General features: G+C 35.0%; 15 protein-coding genes. 10 read left to right on the top strand and 5 right to left on the bottom strand.

The annotated features are described in order from the left end of the window. Window positions 1–6: 6 nt before the first annotated feature. Complete coding sequence (locus FN795_RS12420; RefSeq protein ID WP_142450889.1) at window positions 7–1,479, bottom strand: RagB/SusD family nutrient uptake outer membrane protein; 1,473 nt, start codon at window positions 1,477–1,479, stop codon at window positions 7–9. Between the two features lie 16 nt (window positions 1,480–1,495). Next, window positions 1,496–4,627 carry a SusC/RagA family TonB-linked outer membrane protein gene (locus FN795_RS12415; RefSeq protein ID WP_142450888.1) on the bottom strand — a complete coding sequence of 1,044 codons (3,132 nt, stop codon included), beginning with the start codon at window positions 4,625–4,627 and terminating at the stop codon, window positions 1,496–1,498. A gap of 911 nt (window positions 4,628–5,538) precedes the next feature. Here FN795_RS12415 and FN795_RS12410 point away from each other — a divergent pair. The 9 genes from FN795_RS12410 (at window position 5,539) to moaA (ending at window position 12,843) form a co-directional block, all read left to right on the top strand. Beyond that, on the top strand, window positions 5,539–6,711 hold the full coding sequence (locus FN795_RS12410; RefSeq protein ID WP_142450887.1) for a molybdopterin molybdotransferase MoeA: 1,173 nt from the start codon (window positions 5,539–5,541) through the stop codon (window positions 6,709–6,711). Between the two features lie 128 nt (window positions 6,712–6,839). Next, on the top strand, window positions 6,840–7,586 hold the full coding sequence (locus FN795_RS12405) for a sulfite exporter TauE/SafE family protein (RefSeq protein ID WP_142450886.1): 747 nt from the start codon (window positions 6,840–6,842) through the stop codon (window positions 7,584–7,586). 95 nt (window positions 7,587–7,681) lie between these two features. Then, window positions 7,682–8,254, top strand: coding sequence for a molybdenum cofactor guanylyltransferase (locus FN795_RS12400; RefSeq protein ID WP_142450885.1), 573 nt, complete (start codon window positions 7,682–7,684; stop codon window positions 8,252–8,254). 6 nt (window positions 8,255–8,260) lie between these two features. Further along, window positions 8,261–9,049: a uroporphyrinogen-III C-methyltransferase gene (cobA, locus tag FN795_RS12395; RefSeq protein ID WP_142450884.1), complete on the top strand. Its 789-nt coding sequence runs from the start codon at window positions 8,261–8,263 to the stop codon at window positions 9,047–9,049. Between the two features lie 2 nt (window positions 9,050–9,051). Next, window positions 9,052–9,291 carry a MoaD/ThiS family protein gene (locus tag FN795_RS12390; RefSeq protein WP_142450883.1) on the top strand — a complete coding sequence of 80 codons (240 nt, stop codon included), beginning with the start codon at window positions 9,052–9,054 and terminating at the stop codon, window positions 9,289–9,291. 9 nt (window positions 9,292–9,300) lie between these two features. Then, window positions 9,301–10,368: a HesA/MoeB/ThiF family protein gene (moeB, locus tag FN795_RS12385; protein ID WP_142450882.1), complete on the top strand. Its 1,068-nt coding sequence runs from the start codon at window positions 9,301–9,303 to the stop codon at window positions 10,366–10,368. 125 nt (window positions 10,369–10,493) lie between these two features. Then, window positions 10,494–10,925 carry a molybdenum cofactor biosynthesis protein MoaE gene (locus FN795_RS12380; protein ID WP_035648088.1) on the top strand — a complete coding sequence of 144 codons (432 nt, stop codon included), beginning with the start codon at window positions 10,494–10,496 and terminating at the stop codon, window positions 10,923–10,925. Between the two features lie 9 nt (window positions 10,926–10,934). Continuing rightward, window positions 10,935–11,849 carry a bifunctional molybdenum cofactor biosynthesis protein MoaC/MoaB gene (moaCB, locus tag FN795_RS12375; RefSeq protein ID WP_142450881.1) on the top strand — a complete coding sequence of 305 codons (915 nt, stop codon included), beginning with the start codon at window positions 10,935–10,937 and terminating at the stop codon, window positions 11,847–11,849. Continuing rightward, a complete protein-coding gene (moaA, locus tag FN795_RS12370) occupies window positions 11,836–12,843 on the top strand; it encodes a GTP 3',8-cyclase MoaA (RefSeq protein WP_142450880.1) in 1,008 nt (335 codons plus the stop codon). Before moaCB ends, moaA begins: the two co-directional genes overlap by 14 nt. Window positions 12,844–13,108: 265 nt before the next feature. Here moaA and FN795_RS21560 read toward each other — a convergent pair whose 3' ends face one another. Further along, window positions 13,109–13,330 (bottom strand): hypothetical protein, encoded by a 222-nt coding sequence (locus FN795_RS21560; protein WP_244289976.1) that lies wholly within the window; start codon window positions 13,328–13,330, stop codon window positions 13,109–13,111. A gap of 22 nt (window positions 13,331–13,352) precedes the next feature. Here FN795_RS21560 and FN795_RS21555 point away from each other — a divergent pair, with 22 nt between their 5' ends. Beyond that, window positions 13,353–13,772, top strand: coding sequence for a hypothetical protein (locus FN795_RS21555; protein WP_244289975.1), 420 nt, complete (start codon window positions 13,353–13,355; stop codon window positions 13,770–13,772). 358 nt (window positions 13,773–14,130) lie between these two features. Here the strand turns inward: FN795_RS21555 and FN795_RS12360 are convergent, their stop codons facing one another. Both FN795_RS12360 and FN795_RS12355 read right to left on the bottom strand, forming a co-directional pair. After that, the gene (locus FN795_RS12360) at window positions 14,131–15,561 is read right to left on the bottom strand and encodes a rubredoxin (protein WP_142450878.1); all 1,431 of its coding nucleotides are present in this window, start codon (window positions 15,559–15,561) and stop codon (window positions 14,131–14,133) included. 195 nt (window positions 15,562–15,756) lie between these two features. Beyond that, entirely contained in the window at window positions 15,757–19,275 is a 3,519-nt protein-coding gene (locus FN795_RS12355) for a nitrate reductase (protein WP_142450877.1), read from the bottom strand. Window positions 19,276–19,351: the final 76 nt, after the last annotated feature.

The following is a 19,351-nucleotide window of genomic DNA, read 5'->3' as shown; positions in this document are numbered from 1 at the left end:
GATTGGTTAATATCCAGGATTCTGAGGCAGACCTACAGGATCGATATTTCTTTCACTTTGTGGAATCGGATACAGATTATTTCTTTCAGAAACAGAGTTTTTAGCCGTTACTTTTTTCACTTCAGTAACTAGAGTTCCCCAACGAACTAAGTCAAACCATCTTTGTCCTTCCTGAACAAATTCTTTTTTACGCTCTTCCTGAATGGCAGCTCTAAAAGTGGTTTGCGTTAAGCCAACTAAATCTACCGTTGCATCTGGCGTTGTAATTGGTTTTGCAAAAGCTCTTCTTCTTACTTGATTGATCAATTCATAAGCTTCAGCAGTTGGTCCGCCTTGCTCATTTATGGCTTCCGCCAAAGACAATAAAATGTCGGCATAGCGAATAACCGGAAAGTTGATTGCTACGTTTGCAGGAGTTGCCAAATTCGTTAGATCTAAATATTTTTTGAAAATTGGTTTAGGAAAAGTATAAACGTTTGCTGTACCAGGAATTGGTAATGTTTTAGCATAACTTACATCTCTTCTTACATCTCCTGGCGCATAAATATCATAAAACAAAGCTACATCTGAAATGATATCTGCAGGTTCAGTTGCTGTAAATCCTGTAAATGATGTCGCTTGAAAAGTACTTCCGCTTGAACCATTTCCAGCTTGATTTGGTTCAAACTGAACAGAGAAAATATGCTCTTTTCCGTTCTTTTTTGTTTTAGTAAAAATGTCCTGAAAAGTTTCGAACAAAGCATAACCGTAACCACCGTTAATAACTTCTTTTGCTTTCGTAATTGCGTTTGGCCAGTCTTTTCTTGTCAGATATACTTTTGCCAAAATCGCTTTTGCAGCGCCAGATGTTGCGCGTCCGGCATCAGTTGCTGGATAAGTTGACGGTAGACCTTCAGCATCTTTTAAATCTGAAATTATCTGTGCGTAAACTTCGTCAACCGTTGCTCTTTTTGACTTTAAGCTTTCTAACTGAATAGAAGTTGGTTCGTGCAAAACAATTGGAACGCCTCCCCAAAGACGAACTGCCTGAAAGTACAGCAATCCGCGGATAAATTTTGCTTCCAAAATCAATCTGTTTTTTACAGCTTCTGTTCCGGCAACTTTCGGAATATTATCAATAGAAACATTCGCTCTGTTGATTCCAGCATAAATTTGTCTCCACGCCACCTGAACACGGTCTGAAGTCGCATCGTGCGTTAAACTGCTTAATGCTCTAACTTGTGGATTTGTTGCTGAAACCCCAGCTGCAGCATAATCTGAAGCCATATCAGTTAAGAAATAAAGGTTTCTTCCAAATAAACTCTGTTCTCCAGGATCTAAGCTTAATGAGGCATAAACAGCCGTTACACTTGCTACAGCATCATCCTGGGTTTTAAAGTAATTATCTTCGGTTACAAAAGAGGTTGGCGTTACCTCTAATTCTGTGCACGATACAAATAAACCGGCACTTAATAGGAATGTTATAATAATCTTTTTCATTTTATATTTTTTTTACTTAGAAAGTTACGTTCAAGCCCGAGATAAATGTTTTAGAGTTTGGATAAGAACCAAAATCAATTCCCGGATATAAGTTGTTTTGTTCGTATGAACTTACCTCCGGATCATAACCAGTGTATTTTGTCCATGTAATTAAGTTTTCTGCCGAAACATAGAATTTCACGCTTTTTGTTCCCAGTTTTTTAGAAACACTTTTTGGTAAAGTATAACCTAGCGTAATTAATTTCAATCTCAAGAAAGAAGCATCTTCCACATAGCGTTCAGATACGATTCCTAAAGGTGAACTTGTTGCTCTCGGAATTTCATTGCTCGGGTTTGTTGGCGTCCAACGATCGTCTAACGTCACATTAGCATTTGTTCCAAGTGTAGAAATTTCTAATTGCTGATTCAAAGCATTGAATATTTTTCCGCCATAAGCACCTTGGAAAGAGAAATTCAAGTCAAAATCATGATACGAAATGGTGTTACCGAAACTTCCAACAAATTTTGGTTGAGAAGTGCCTAAGTCTCCTTTGTCAAGAGCAGTAATTACACCATCTCCGTTTGTATCAACATATCTTCTGTCTCCCACCTTTGTGTTGGCTAAACTGTTGATTTTTGGTTGTGTATTAACTTCTTCCTGAGTTTGGAAAATTCCGTTTGTTCTGTATCCCCAGAAAGTTCCTAAAGGCAATCCAACTTTTACAGTTACAGGCTGTTGCTGTAATAATGATCCGTTTGGAACAACAGGAAAGAATTGATCTACACCGTTTCCTATCGCTGTTACTTTATTTTTGTTAGTTGAGAAAACAATGTTAGAATTCCATGAGAAATTTTCTGTTTTAATATTTTCAGTAGTCAAACCAATTTCAAGACCTTTGTTTTCAACACCTCCAATATTTTGAAGTACAGTTGCATATCCTGAAGTTAACGGCACTGGAACATTGATTAACAAATCTTTTGTTTTTTTGTAATAAACATCAAAAACAAAATTGATTTTTCTGTCCAATAATGATAAGTCTAAACCAACGTTATATTGATTTGTTTTTTCCCATTTCAAATCCGGATTTGCCAATCGAGTAGGAGCAAGTCCGGTATAAGTTGTACCTCCAAAAGAATAATTTACAGAACCCATTGAAGCAAGTGAAAGGTAATTCCCGATTTCCTGATTTCCTGTTGTTCCCGCTGTTAATCTAAGTTTAGCTTCGGTTACACCTTTAATGTTGTTGGCAAATTCTTCATCAGTAATATTCCATGAAAAACCTGCAGATGGGAAATATCCCCAAAGCGATTCTGATCCAAATCTTGAAGAACCATCCGCACGGCCAGAAAGCGTAAAGTTGTATTTTCCTTTATAAGAATAATTTACTCTCGCCAACCAAGATTTTAAAACACTTTCGAAAGCATCGCTATAAGGTTTTACCGGAACACCATCTTGCAGTGCATTATAAGTATTCGCGTCATTTACAAATGTCTGCGCTCCTGCATTAACAACCTCACCTTTAGTGTATTGAAGTGTGTAACCTCCTAAAGCTGAGAATTTATGGCTTTCGCCAAAAGTAGTATTGTAATTTATTGTGTTTTCATTTAAAACTGAACTTACTCGACGGGTACCTACAGAAGCTAAACCTTTAACTCCTGCTCCGGTTGTAGTAGTTGCAGGTGCATAATAATTTTGTTTCGTATCAATTACATCACCGCTTACTGCAACTTTTGCAACAACTTCTTTTGTAATTTTATATTCACCAAACAAGCTGGTTAAGATTCTGTTGATTTTAGTTTCATTTGTAGTGTTTTCCAAATCATTAATAGGGTTTGGAATGATACCGTTAGTTGCCGTAGCGTAAGGATTGTTTGTTAAATTAAAACTTCCGTCTGGATTTCTGATAGGTACTACAGGCGGCTGATACAAAGCAACCACTAATGGATTTGGCTGCCTTCCTGCACTTGAACCACCATTTGTTCCAACTCCATTTGAATCTGAATTTGTGTAATTTGCATTTACGCCAAATTTGAAATTCTGAGAATAATTTCTTTCGTAATTAGCACGAAGCGAAATACGTTTGAAATCAGTTGCAATTACGATTCCATCCTGGTCAAAGTAACCTGCTGAAATTGTATATCTCGAACGATCATCTCCTCCAGAAAAAGTCAATTGATGATTTTGTATTGGAGCCGCAGTTCTAAAAACAGCATCTTGCCAATCATAACTTCCAGAAGTTTTAAAAGCTTCAATTTGGGCAGGAGTAAAAGACGGAGACTGACCAATACTTGCCTGAACATCGTTACGTAAACTTGCCCATTGGCTGGCATCCATCAAATGCAGTTTTTTAGATACATTCTGAAACCCGAAATACCCTTGGTAAGAAATATTATCCTGTCCTTTTGTTCCTTTTTTGGTTGTAATAATAACAACACCATTTGCTCCTCTAGATCCATAAATGGCAGTTGCTGATGCATCTTTCAAAACTTCAATAGACTCGATATCCGCTGGATTAATTGTCGAAAGCACGTTTACCGAAGCTCCTGCGTATGCTACGCCAGCTGTACCATTATTATTGTCATTGTAAATTAAAACGCCATCTAATACATAAAGAGGTTCATTACCTGCTGTAATAGAATTTCCACCTCTAATACGCACACTTGATGAAGCCCCCGGACGTCCTGAACTTTGTGTAACTACCACACCAGGAACTGCACCACGAAGCAAGTTATCTGCAGAAGAAGTTACTTGAGACAAATTTGCTTTTGGAACCGAAGCAACTGAACCTGTAATGTCTTTTCTCTTCTGAGATCCGTATCCAACAACCACCAATTCGTCTAATTCCTGACGTTCTTCTTTTAAATGGATGGTTACTGGATTTTTATCAACTACGATTTCAAGCTTTTTGTATCCTATATAACTTACGATTAATGTATAAGGCAATTTTTGACCAGTTTGAAAATAAAATTTTCCTTCAACATCTGTTACAACGCCGTGTGTGGTTCCTTTAATGGTTACTGAAGCGCCTATAATGGGCTGATTTGTAATATCATCCACAACAGTTCCATCAAGTTTTGACTGAATAAGCGGGGTTGTATTCTGGGCATTTAGTCCTGCCGTCAGAAGCAAGAGAAATAATATTGAGTATATCTTTAAAATTTTTTTCATTTCTTTGTAATGGTTTAAGTAATTAACAAGGCGCCCTGAGCGTTGAATTTTCAACCCTCTAATTGTTTCCTTGATTTAGTGATAAATGTTCTTTAAGCCTCGCCATTTCTGTTGCCGCAGAAATGGCTTTTTTTATTTACAGCAACACGTTTGCATATTTTTCATTTTAGTTTTTTTAGTTGTTAATTAGTTTCTTTTTAAAATAGGGGTATATTCAAAAAATCATCACAATGCAAAATATGCATCAGCCAGATATTTGTATTTTCAATAAAGGTAATTTGTGGGTGAATTTGAATTTCGTTTTTGACTTACAGAAATGGATCAAATGACGAATGTATTGCATGATGAATTAGCAACAGAAGCACATATAACAACAATTGTTATAAGTATATTTTTTTTGAAGATTTAAATACGATATGCTCTCGGTTGTTTTCAAAATATAGTTTTTTTGGTTTTCAATAAAAATCTAAACTCTACTAATCCTATAGACAAAGTTAATTTTAATATAATAAAATCCAAAAAAATATTAAGTTTTTTTTTAAAGCGAGTAGTCTTTAAGATGCTTTTGAGTTGGGTTTTGTGTATTAATTAATTGATATTCAGTATTTTAAATTGTTGTTTTTGTTTGCTTAAAATGTTAAATATTTTTTTAAGGCATCTTTAAATTGTAGTATTTTATACTTAATTTTTAATTTTTTAAATGTATGATTTTAAGAAGAATGAAATAAAAAACAGCTCCTCCGATGTTCTTTTAGAGTATTTTTATAAAAAGTACTTCAATTTTTAAAGTTGATTTTGAATAAATTAGAGTAATTTTATAGACATTAAAATAAATTTTAATTTTTTATTCATCGTACGAATAAATACTTATATTTGTATTAAGTATTTGTACTTAGTTTTTATATTCAAAAATGATAGAAGTCAGTAAAGCCATTGAAATAATTGAAGTAAATAGTACTAAAATGCCAACGAAACATATTTCGGTAAGCAAAGCTTTAGGATATGTTCTGGCAGAAAAAGTGATTTCGCCAATCAATATGCCTCCATTTCGCCAATCAGCCATGGACGGATATGCTTTTACACACAGTATTCGACATCAATATGACGTTGTTGGGATTTCACAAGCCGGAGATCATTCAAATATAAAATTAAAATCGACTGAAGCTGTTCGGATATTTACAGGCGCTCACGTTCCTGATGATGCCGATACAGTTGTAATGCAGGAACATGTAATGGCAAACAGTAATTCAATTTTGATTGCTGAAATGCCTCAAAAATTATCAAATGTGCGTCCAAAAGGAGAACAGATTGCTAAAGATGAGGTTGTTTTTGAAGCCAATACTTTGATTACACCTGCAGCAATTGGTTTTCTAGCATGCTTAGGGATTACAGAAGTTGAGGTTTATAAGAAACCGAAAGTCGCCATTTTAGTGACAGGAAATGAATTAGTTCAGCCAGGAAAGAAATTAAAAAAAGGGAAAATTTACGAAAGCAATTCGGTTATGCTTGAAGCGGGACTTCAAACAATCGGAATTGAAAAAACGAAAGTTTACAGAGTAAAAGACAATCTGAAAGCAACAAAAAAAGCTTTAAAAAGTATTTTAAAAAAATACGATATTGTTCTTATTTCAGGTGGGATTTCAGTTGGAGATTATGATTTTGTAAAAGAAGCATTATTACAAAACGATGTAAAAGAGCTTTTCTATAAAATCAATCAGAAACCAGGAAAACCAATGTTTTTTGGTTCTAAAAATGAAACTTTAGTTTTTGCACTTCCGGGAAATCCGGCTTCGTCACTGACTAATTTTTACATTTATGTAGCACCGGCAGTAAAAAACAGAATTGGGTTTTCGGAAATTCATAAGTCGAAAGTAGTTCGAAAATTAAATTCGGAAATTAAGAACAACACAGGAAAAACGCTTTTTTTAAAAGCAAAATACGATGAAACAAGCGTAACGGTTTTAGATGGTCAAAGCTCTGCAATGCTAAATACATTTGCAGTTGCAAACAGTTTACTAATCGTTCCGGAAGATATTGAAAATTACAAAAAAGGTCAGTTAGTAACATTATTGCCAATTGATTAGATTTTAAGAAAATAGAATAAAGAGCCAAGAAAAAAGATTTTAGTTGTTAAAGATAAAAAGCAGTATGTAAATAAAAACATATAGCTGAGTCAACTTGAAACTTTAAACCTGAAACAAACAAATACCAAATGAGCATTTTAAGTTCCGAAAATATCTTATTATTCAGTTTTGCCTTAATTATAATTGCATTTTTATATTCTAGTGTTGGGCACGGCGGAGCATCGGGATATTTGGCATTGATGAGCATTTTTGCTTTTCCGATTTCGGTGATGAAACCATCGGCTTTGCTGTTGAATTTATTTGTTTCGAGTATTTCGTTCTTATTTTATTATCGAAATAATTATTTCAAGCCAAAGCTCTTTTATCCGTTTGCGATTGCCTCGATTCCAGCGGCTTTTATTGGTGGATTTATAACTTTAGACAATGCGATTTATAAAATTGTTTTAGGAATTGTATTAGTTTTCGCAGCATTAAGATTGTTCGGAATCTTTAATTTTAAAGAGAAAGAAGAAGTGAAAATCAATCTTCCTTTTGCATTATTAATAGGTTTCGCAATCGGATTATTATCAGGAATGTTAGGAATTGGCGGCGGAATAATTTTGAGTCCAATTTTATTGTTTTTAGGATGGGCTTCGGTAAAAGAATCAGCGGCTGTTTCGAGTTTATTCATTTTTGTGAATTCATTTGCAGGAATGCTTGGGTTCTTTTTAGCAGGAAAAACAATTCCGATAGAAAGTTTTTATTTAGTTCCAATTGCAGTTGTTGGAGGAATGTTAGGAGGTTTTTATGGAAGTGGGAAATTTTCGAATAGAACATTAAAAATGGTTTTAGGAACGGTTATTTTAATGGCAAGCGTTAAATTGATTTTTCCTTAAAAAAGAGAAAATTGAGATAATTAGACATTTATATAATTAGATAATGAATCTAAAACCTGAAACCTGAAGCAAAGATAACCTGAAACAAAAAAACAATGGAAACACTAACAGTATTTATTCTTTGCGGAGGAAAAAGCTCCAGAATGCAGTCTGAAAAAGGATTAGTACTGTTTCAGGAAAAACCATTTATTGAACACATTATTCAGGCGATTTTGCCGATTACAAATAATATAAAACTGATTACGGCTTCTAAAGAATATGATTATCTGGAGTATGAAAAAATTCCAGATTTAATTGCAGATAAAGGCCCGATAGGTGGAATTTACACTGCATTATCTCATTCTGAAACCGAATTTAATTTGATTTTGAGTTGTGATATTCCGTTGATTTCAACCGAATTATTACAGGAATTAATTTCAAAACATAATACTGAAGCCGAAATTACGGTTTTTGCTTCTGAAAGTAGATTACATCCGTTGATCGGAATTTATTCTAAAAAAATATTGCCTGTTATCAAAGGCGCAATTGATAACGACGATTTGAAAATGATGAACTTGTTTGCTACTATTCCGCATCAAATCATCAATATTGAAGAAAGTGAAAACTTTCCTCTCACTAATATTAATTCAGCAGACGAATTAAATGATCTGAATATCAATTTAAGCTAAAAGATTATGCAAAGTTTTAAAACCCCAAAATTGACGATCGTAGGCGCAGGTCCGGGTGACGTTGAATTGATTACATTAAAAGCAATTAAAGCTTTAGAAAGCGCTGATGTCGTTTTGTATGATGCCTTAGTAAACGAAGAATTACTAGAATATGCATCAAATGCAGAAATTATTTTTGTTGGAAAACGTTTAGGCTGTCATGCTTACACACAAGATCAGATCAACGATTTGATAGTTTCTATGGCAAATATTCACGGACATGTCGTTCGTTTAAAAGGTGGTGATTCTTTCGTTTTTGGAAGAGGAAGCGAAGAGATTGATTATGCAGTAAAATTCGGTTTGGAAACGGCTGTTGTTCCAGGAATTTCGTCTGCTTTGGGCGTTCCGGCTTCGGCAGGAATTAGTTTGACACAGCGTAAAATTGCCGAAAGCTTTTGGGTAATTACCGGAACAACTTCGAATCATGAATTATCGAAAGATATCCATTTAGCTTCAAAATCGGCGGCGACGGTGGTTATTTTGATGGGAATGCATAAGTTAGACGAAATCATTTCGATTTATCAGGAAAACAGAAATGATGATCTTCCAATTGCCATTATTCAAAACGGAACTAAAAATTCAGAGCAAAAAGTGATTGGAACTATAAACACAATTACTAAATTGGTATCCGAAAAAAATATTTCATCGCCAGCCATTATTGTGATTGGCGAAGTAGTGAAAAATACATCAAAACTGACTGAATATTTTCAGGAACATTTTGATGATGAATTCATTTTTCAAAATTTAAATTTATAAAAATGATCGAGGTTAAATATTTTGGAGCTGTTGCTGAAAAAACAAAATGTGAATTCGAAAAATTATCTTTTTCCGAAGAATTGTCATTGCAAAAATTGTTGCAGGATTTAAACGGGAAATATGATTTTGAATCACTGACTTTCAGCGTTGCAGTAAATCAAAAAATAGTTTCAAAAGCTTCAGATTACACTTTGCAAACAAGTGATGTTGTAGCTTTGTTACCTCCATTTGCAGGAGGATAATTAAAAATCATGAAAGAATCATCGAGATACAACCGACAAACAATTCTTCCTGAAATAGGAGAGGAAGGCCAGCAGAAATTATTAAAATCGAAAGTTTTGGTAATTGGTGCGGGTGGTTTGGGCACCGCAATTTTACCTTATTTGGCCGGCGCGGGAGTTGGTGAAATCGGAATTGTTGATGATGATGTAATTGACGTTTCGAATCTCCATCGACAGGTTATTTACAAAACTTCGGCTGTTGGAAAATCCAAAGTTGAAGAAGCTAAATTGATGATTTCAGAATTAAATCCGGAAATAAAAGTCAATACTTTTTCTGAAAAATTATCGGGTAAAAATGCGATTTCGTTATTTGAAAAATATGATATTATTGTTGATGCAACAGATAATATTTCGATAAAATATTTAATAAACGATGCTTGTTTGGCAACCGATAAACCAATGGTTTACGGATCTATTTTTAGATTTCAAGGACAAGTTTCGGTATTTAATTATCAAAACGGTCCAACGTACAGATGTTTATATCCAGATGAAAATTCGAATGCTTTAAATTGTGAAGATGCAGGCGTAATTGGAATTTCGGTTGGAATTATTGGAATGTTTCAGGCCAATGAAGTTCTAAAAATGATTCTCGGAATTGGAGAAGTTTTAAGCGGAAAAATATTGGTTTACAATACGTTGAAAAACGAACAGCAAAAATATGATTTCGATAAAAGTGATGCTCAAAACATAAGTAGAGAATCATTCGAAGAAAAATACAATAAAGCTGAAGTTGAAGAAATAAGTTTTGAATCGATTTTTGAAGAAATAGACGATGATAACGTTTTATTTTTGGATGTTAGAAATGAAGACGAATTACCAAAAATCAGTTTAAAAAATAAAGTTCAAATTCCGTTAATAAATTTGGAAAGCGAAATTGAAAAACTGAATAAAGATCAAATATTTTATGTTTTCTGTCAATCTGGAATCAGAAGTAAAATCGCTGTTGAATTGCTTCAGAAATATCAATTTAAAAGTGCAAAAAGCATTGCAGGCGGAGCTTTGACAATGAAGAATATATTGAAAGAAGAAAAGATATAACCGCGAATTCACGAATTATCACGTAATAATTTGTGTAATCTAAATTTCACGAATTTATTTTTTAAAATCTATTCGTAAAGTATTGGATTAATTTGTGAATTCGTGGCGAAAAAAAATAAATATAAATGAGTAAAAATGTATTTGTAGAAGGACCAATCGCTCCTGAATTTATCGCCGAGTCGATTGCGAAACACCAATCGAAACACACAATTGGGGCGCACAATATTTTTTTAGGACAAGTTCGCGCCGATGTCATTCACGACAATACAGTCGTGGCGATTGATTATTCGGCTTACACCGATATGGCAAATGAAGCATTGTATGCGATTCGTGAAAAAGCATTTGCCAAATTCGATTTAACCTGCATGCACATTTACCACAGTTTAGGTGTTGTAAAAGCAGGCGAAATCTGTTTGTTTGTTTTTGTTTCGGCAACGCGACGCAAACAAGTCTATGAAGCTACAGAAGCCATCGTAAACTGGATTAAAACCGATGTGCCGATTTTTGGCAAAGAAATGTTTGAAAACGATACATTCACCTGGAAACAAAATACCTAAGAAATTATAATGGTAGATATTACGCATAAAATAAGCACTTTAAGAGTCGCAACCGCAACCGCAATTGTAAAAGTTAGTAAACAAGAAACAATTGATGCCGTTGTCAATAATTTAGTGCCAAAGGGAAACGTGCTTGAAATGGCAAAAACGGCGGGATTATTTGCGGTAAAAAACACACATTTGTCTATTCCGGATTGTCATCCGCTTCCAATTGAATTTACTGCTGTTGAGTATATTATAGAAGGTTTAGAAATTCATATTATTTTCAAAGTAAAAACCGTTTACAAAACTGGAGTTGAGGTCGAAGCTATGCACGGCGCGTCAATTGTTGCATTGACTATGTACGATATGCTGAAACCAATTGATAAGGAAATTGAAATTTCATCAATCAAATTAATCAATAAAGAAGGCGGAAAATCGTCTTTCAAAAATAAATTTCCGAATGTAATCAAAGCAGCAGTTTTTGTTTGTTCTGATTCAATTTTTGCTGGTGACAAAGAAGATCGTTCCGGTAAAACAATAGTAGAAAAACTGAATTCTTACGGAGTTGAAACTTCTCATTACGAAATCATTCCAGATGAATTGGATATTATTCAGGAAAAAACAAAAGCTTTCGCTAAAGAAAATCAGCTGGTAATTTTTACTGGTGGAACTGGTTTGTCGCCAAGAGATGTAACACCAGAAGCTTTGGAACCAATTTTAGAAAGCAGAATTCCAGGAATTGAAGAAGCAATCCGTAGTTACGGGCAACAGAGAATGCCGTATGCGATGCTTTCTCGAAGTATTGCAGGAACTTTGGGCAAAACTTTGGTTTTGGCTTTGCCGGGTTCAACAAACGGAGTAAGAGAATCTATGGACGCTGTTTTCCCGCACGTAATGCACGTTTTTCATATTTTAAAAGGAAAAAATCATGACAGCCTCTAATACTATTTTAACGGATGGTTTTGGGCGCAAACACAATTATTTGCGCATTTCGCTGCTGGAAAAATGCAATCTGCGTTGTACGTATTGCATGCCGGCGGATGGAATCGCATTATCTCCAAAAGCCAGTTTAATGACGGCTGAGGAGATTTTTGCCATTGCCCAGACTTTCGTGAAAAATGGTGTTGACAAAATTAGATTAACAGGTGGAGAACCTTTACTTAGAAAAGATTTTCCTGAAATTGTTTCGAAATTATCGAATTTAAATGTTTCACTTTCCATAACAACAAACGGAATTTTAATTGATCGTCATATCGACGTTTTAAAACAGTTTAAAGTTAAAAAGATCAATTTGAGTTTAGATACTTTGGTTTCGTCTAAATTTGCTTCTATAACGCTCAGAAACCAGTTTGAGAAAGTTGTTGATAATTTGCATTTGCTTTTGAATAATGATTTTCAGGTAAAAGTGAATGTGGTTTTGATGAAAGGTTTCAATGATAACGAAATTGTTGATTTTGTAAAACTGACGCAGTTTCTGCCAATTTCAGTACGTTTTATTGAGTTTATGCCGTTTGCCGGAAACGAGTGGGATAGAAGTAAAATGGTTTCACAGAAGGAGATTTTATCTTTAGTTGAAACACAATTTTCATCAGAAGAAATTGAAAAGTTAGAAGATGAAAAAAACTTTACATCGAGGAATTATAAAATTAAAGGTTTTCAAGGCGATTTCGGAATTATAAGTTCAATTACAAATCCGTTTTGTGATAGCTGCAACCGCATCCGCTTGACGGCCAACGGAAAAATAAAAAACTGTCTTTTCTCGAATTCTGAGACTGATTTACTAACTGCTTTTAGAAATGGAGAATCAATCACTGAATTGATTTCAGAATCCATTCAAAATAAAAAGAAAGTCCGTGCCGGAATGGTTACGATGGATGAAATGGATGACCCTGCTAAACATTTTGATAATCGTAGTATGATTGCGATTGGAGGGTAGGAAATTTTGAGTTATGAGTTATGAGTGAATTGTTAATAGGCCTTCGACTTCGCTCAGGGTGACATAACGATTGTCAGGCTGAGCGAAGTCGAAGTCTTTTTATACAATATTGTCATTTCGACGAAGGAGAAATCACACTCGTAAATCGACAAAGATTGGCGATCTTCTTTGCGGAGTTTCTAGTGTGATTTCTCCTTCGTCGAAATGACAAAAAATGAGCAAAAAAAAGGTTCAACTTTTTTAAAGTCAAACCTTCTTCAAATTATTATTTTTTCTTTTTAGCTTTTGCCTTTTTTTGAGCTTTAGCTTTCTTTTTAGCAATTTTTTTAGCTTTCGCTTTGTCTTTCGCTTTTTTAGCTTTTTCTTTTTTCTTAGCGGCAGCTTTTTGTTTTGCTTTCTTCGCTTTTTCTTTCTTTTTATCTTTTTTTGCTTTTTCTTTTAGCTTTGCTGCTTTCTTTTTCGCTTTTTCCTTTTCTTTATCTTTCACTTTTTGGGCTTTTTTAGCAGCTTTGTCTTTTTCAGTTTTAACTGCTGGGTTAGTATTTTCTTCTGTTGATTCAGTAACTGCTGCTTTTTCCTCTGGCTTTGCAGCTGGAGTTAATACTTTTTTAGCTGGAGCTCTTCTTGTCGCAGGTTTTGGTGAAGTTGCTGCAGCGGTTTTTATAACGGCTTTTGCAGGTGTTTTTGCAGTCGAAGTTGTTGCGGTTTTTGTTACAGTTGCTGCCGGAGCTTTAGCTGTAGCTGGTTTCGCAGCTGTTGTTTTTGGAGCTGCAGGTTTTGTAGCAGCGGTTCTAGCTGGTGCAGTTTTACGTACTGGTGCTTTTGCTGATGGCGTGCTTGCAGTATTTTCTGTAGCTGGTTTTGTGGTTTCTACTGCTGGAGAATCGATTTTCTCAGGAGTCGTTTCTTCGGTTTTGTTTTCCATATAAATGTACTTTTAGATGAGTATGTTAATAACAATGTAACTAAATTGTTAAGTTTCAGTTAAGTAAAGATAATTATAAAACAAGCATCTCAATGTTAAGCTTTTCTATAAATTTTGTATTTAAATAACTGAATCTTAAATAATTAGTTTTTTGACCGAAATTTTAAAACGAAATCTCTTAACAATTCTACATGAAAAATTAGAAGAAAATGCCTTATAAATAAAGCTTTTTTGGCAATTACTTCTTTTGAAAACGAGTGCCCTAGCCCCGATGGGAGCGGCATCCTTTTGTCGTGCCGCGGCGGACAAAAGATATAGCGGACAGCGGGATTAGCTCCTAATAAATATTCTGAATTTCTTGATTAGTTTTTTACCAATTCCAAAATTCTGAAATTACTTTTTGGGGCTTCGCATAAGGAACAGCAATAGGTATCTGATAAATCGGTAAATAAAATGCCTTTCGGAATTCCCTGACTTTCATCTCCGTATTCTGGATTATAAAGCGTTAAACATTCCTGGCATTGGTAGATATCCAACTGTGGTTTTTCTTTCTTCTGAGGATTTTCGGTTGTTTCAGATGTTGAATTTCCGAGTTCATCGAAATATTTTCGGCTTAACTCAATTAAAATTGTTGGCAATTCGAGTTTGTCAATATCTTGAGAATGCACAATGTATTCTCGTGTATTTGGATCAAAATTCTTCGCGAATAAAACATTATAAGTATCTCTGATTTTAATGGATTCTAAAGCTTGTGGAAGTTCATTTTTTTCGATAACAATCGAAGTGAAATAATGTCCGTCGCGGTTGTATTCGGAAATTCCGAAATTTAATCCGTACGTACTGATGTCAAATTGATCCAATGTTCGAACCAGAAAAGTTTTGAGATTCAAAGCCCATTCCATCGCAACTGGCAAATGCCAATTTAATTCTAATAAAGAATGGCGAACGTTGATACCGCGTTTTCCTAAGAATTTTTCCCATTCCAGTTTTCTGTCTTTTGGAATTCCTTTGACAATAAATGATTTCCAAGGCGTGATACAGATTTTCCCGATTTTGCATTCAAAACACAAATCGCACATTTCCTTCAGAAAATCTAAATCGTATAAATTATTTCGCCAATACAAGCCCAACCAATATTGATCAATTCCCATTCTGTTCATTCCTTCGTAATATGGAAATGGATAAAAAGGAATATTCAGCGGTTTGTCGATTGTTCTGTTATTGGTGTCCAAAGCTTCGCTCACTAACGTGAAAAGCATTTCGATATCAATAGAATCTTCTTCGGATATTTTTTCGATTTCGTAATAAATTTTAGCTAAATCCCAACTGTAAATCAGAACGGGATACACTTCCATTTTTTCCCATTTTGGAAGACGAATGTATAAATACCAATAATCTTCATGCTCTGAAGCGATAAAATTCAAATGTCCTGTAAACAAAGGAACCAATTGCTGTTTTGGATCAGTTAAGTTGACTTTGAGTTTTGGCTGTTCTTTAAATTCTTCCAAAACATATAAAAAGCGGTTTCCGGTAAGCCAATTTGTATTTCTAAATATATCAGTCGAAACGTATGAAGAAACGATATTGTTGCCACTTTTTTGATCAGGATAAACAAAATGATGTTTTCCTAAAGTGGTTTTGTCCAAAGATTTAAAACCTTGCGGAAAAATAATATCCTGTCTTGAACCAAATGAAATGGAATCCAGACCTTCTTCCAAAGCAATATTAACTACTTCTCGCAATTCTCCCGGCGAAATAACGCCTCCTTTTACTATTAATCTTGTTAGTTCCATTTTTCTTTTTGTTTCAGGTTTCAAGTTTGTCAGGCTGAGCGGAGTCGAAGCCCGATTCCAATTGGAGCGCCCTTCGACTCCGCTCAGGGTGACATTGCGTTGTTTCAAGTTTCAAGTTTCAAGTTTCATGTTTTTTTAGTTTCAAGTTTTGTTCGTTCCAATAACTTGAAACGTGAAACCTGAAACAAAAAGAAACTAAACTTTACATTTTGCCAAAATCTCTTTAACTTCTGTTTTACAACTTCCGCAGCCTAAACCTGCGCCTGTGTTTTTGCATAAATCGGTGAAATCGTTGATGCCACTTTTAATTGTTTCTTCGATATTTCCGGCTCCGACTTGACTGCACGAACAAACCAATTTTCCTAAAACAGGTTTTGCGGTTGAGCTGCCTCGGAGTAATAAATTTCGTTTATCTGATAATTCGATTTTGGTTTCGATCATGGTTTTGAATTCGGCAAATTCGTTTTTATCGCCCATCAAAATTGCGCCAACCAAAAGATCGTCTTTTACGATGCATTTTTTGTAATAACGTTTTTTCAAATCTGAGAAAACAATTTCTTCGTACGAATCGTCATTTTCCGGAATTTCGATATCACCAATGCTACAAAGGTTAATGTCTTCTAATTTTAGAATGTTCATTAAAATAGAACCCTTATAATAACTGCTGATATCTCCTGCTAAAAAGTTGGCCAGAATATCGGCTTGCTCTTCGGCTGCAGAAGTGATTCCGAATAATTTATTGTTGAATTCCGCTATTTCCCCAATCGCAAAAATATTTGGATTTGAAGTTTGCAAATACTGATTTACTCTTACGCCACGGCCGCATGAAAGTCCGCTTTCGCGAGCAATTTCAATATTTGGGATTGTTCCAATTGTATAGACAATCGCGTTTGCTGTAATGATTTTACCACTCTTTAAAGCAATTTCAATTTCGTTAGGATTGTCAGTTTCGAAAACCGTGCTGACTTCATTATCAAAATAAATCTGAATATCACGAAGCTGTACTTCTTCGGCCAATAATTTACTTGAAATTCGGTCTAACTGACGCTCCATCAAACGAGAAGCTCTTTGAACGATCGTGGTTTTTACTTTTTTATGTTTTAAGGCTGCCGCCAATTCCAATCCTAATAATCCACCGCCAATTATGACAACATGTTGTTCTTCTGGAGGAAGATTGGTGCTGTCCAGATGTTTTTTCAAACGGTCAGCATCTTCTTTTTTTCTGACTGTAAATCGGCCCGGAAGATGAAGTTGCGCATTTTCCGGAACAAAAGGACGGCTTCCTGTTGCTATAATCAAGGAATCAAAAGTGTGAATTTCGCCCTGACTGTCCAGAATCGTTTTTTTGTTTGGATCTAGTTTTTCGATTGCAACTCCGGCTTTCATTGTAATTTTTAATTTACTGAAAGCCTCGCCATCTTTAACCTTTAAAAGTTGTTCCCAACTAAATTCTCCGGTCATATATTCTGGAAGTAAAACGCGATTGTAAAACGGATTTACTTCATTCGAAAAAACAATAATTTCATCAGTAGTATTGAATTCGCGATAGTTTTGAATGAATCGGAAAGAAGCTGCGCCAGCGCCTACAATGGCAATTTTTTGAAATGGTTTTACATATTTCGTAATCGAAACGGTAGTGTATTTAAAATCTGGCTCTTTCGAAATTGGATCAACAACGTTGTTTGTTAAATTGTTCGTTCTGTTTAAATCATTTTCAAGCTGTTTTCCCCAATGCATTGGCAGGAAAACCACTTTTTCTTTAATAGAATCGGTAACTTTTGCTTTTACGCGAACTTCTCCGTTTTTGCTCGTAACGGTAACAATATCTCCGTTTTTAATATCATTTTTAAAAGCATCAATCGGATTTATTTCCAGAACCGGACTCGGAATATGCGTTAATAATCTTGAAACTTTTCCGGTTTTGGTCATCGTATGCCATTGATCGCGAATTCTTCCTGTTGTTAAAATAAAAGGAAATTCGGCATTTGGCTGAATAGATGTATTTTCGATGGAAACGGGCAAATTAAAAATTGCTTTTCCTGAAGGCGTATAGAACTTTTTGTCTGTAAATAATCGCGGTGTTCCCGGATGATTATAATCAGGAACCGGCCACTGAAAAGTGCCTTCATTTTTTAAACGATTATAATTTAAGAATGAAATATCAATATTGGTATTTTTGGTAAGTGCGCAATGTTCTTTATAGATTTCTTCGGCACTGTTGAAATTGAATCCGTTGAAATTCATTTTTTTAGCAAAACGAATTAAGATTTCAATGTCTGGAAGTGCTTCGCCTGGCGCATTGATTCCTTTTGGTAAGTAAGAAATACGACGCTCCGAATTGGTCATCGTTCCTTCTTTTTCTAACCAACCTGCCGCCGGTAATAATAAATCAGCAAATTTGGCTGTATCGGCATTATGTGAAATATCCTGAACGACAACAAATTTAGCGTTTTGAAGTGCTTTTTCTGCTCTTCTGGAATCTGGTAAACTAACTAAAGGATTAGTACAGATTATCCAAACGGCTTTCATTTTTCCAGATTCTAGAGCTTCAAACATTTCTGTTGCCGTTAGACCTGGTTTATCTGAAATTTCGTCAACGCCCCAAAAGTCAGCAACTTCTTTTCGATGTGTTGGATTGGCAATGTCTTTATGTGCGGCTAAAAGTGTCGCCATTCCGCCCACTTCGCGTCCGCCCATAGCATTTGGCTGGCCTGTTAATGAAAATGGCCCAGAACCCGGTTTTCCAACTTGTCCTGTTAATAAAGATAAATTCAGCAAAGCCGTATTTTTATCAACGCCAACAGCACTTTGGTTCAATCCCATTGCCCAAAGCGAAATAAATCCTTTTGCTTTTCCTATAATATCGGCAGCAAGTTTAATATCGTTTACGGAAATGCCACAAAGTTTAGAAGCTTTTTCAAGAGAAGTTCCTAAAACCAAGTCTTTATATTGTTTGAAATTCTCGGCGTGGTTTTTTACAAAATCATGATCTACGTAACCTTTCTCGATAATTCGTCTCGCAATCGCGTGATATAAAATAATATCCGAACCAGGAATAATCTGCAAATGTAAATCAGCGAAAGCGGCTGTATCAGTTCGTCTTGGATCGATACATATTATTTTTGTTTTCGGATTTTTCTCTTTATGTTTTTCTAATCGTCTGAAGAGAATAGGGTGGCACCAAGCCGGATTTGCGCCTGTAATTAAAAAAGTATCGGCCAATTCAATATCATCATAAGCAATTGGTACAGAATCTTCGCCAAATGTCTTTTTATAACCCACAACTGCCGAACTCATACAAAGTCTGGAGTTGGTATCGATGTTATTGGTTTTCAAAAAGCCTTTTACCAATTTATTGACTAAGTAATATTCTTCGGTTAAACATTGTCCTGAAATATAAAATCCAACGCTGTCTGGTCCGTGTTTTTTTATGATAGAAGAAAAAACAGCTGCGGCGCGATCAAGAGCAGTATCCCAGTTAACGCGTTCTAACGGATAATTTTTGCTTCCGCGCATTTCCGGATATAAAATTCGGTCTGAAGTATCATTAACTACGTAGTGCAGGTTCATTCCTTTAGAACATAACATTCCTTTATTTACAGGATGATCTTTGTCACCTTCGACCATTACACCATTTTTAGCATCGTTGGTCACGATTATTCCGCAGCCAACGCCACAGTAGGAACAGGTAGTTTTGATCTTAGTACTTTGCATTACAGTTCGGTTTTAAATAAATCACTTACTTAACTTGAAACAAAAATAAGTATTTTTTAAGTATTAATACGTATTT

Origin of the sequence: Flavobacterium resistens (genome assembly GCF_900182645.1) — a bacterium.
GTDB classification, from domain to species: domain Bacteria; phylum Bacteroidota; class Bacteroidia; order Flavobacteriales; family Flavobacteriaceae; genus Flavobacterium; species Flavobacterium resistens.
Note: the sequence above shows the minus strand (reverse complement) of the source record. Positions and strands in the feature narration are given on the sequence as shown.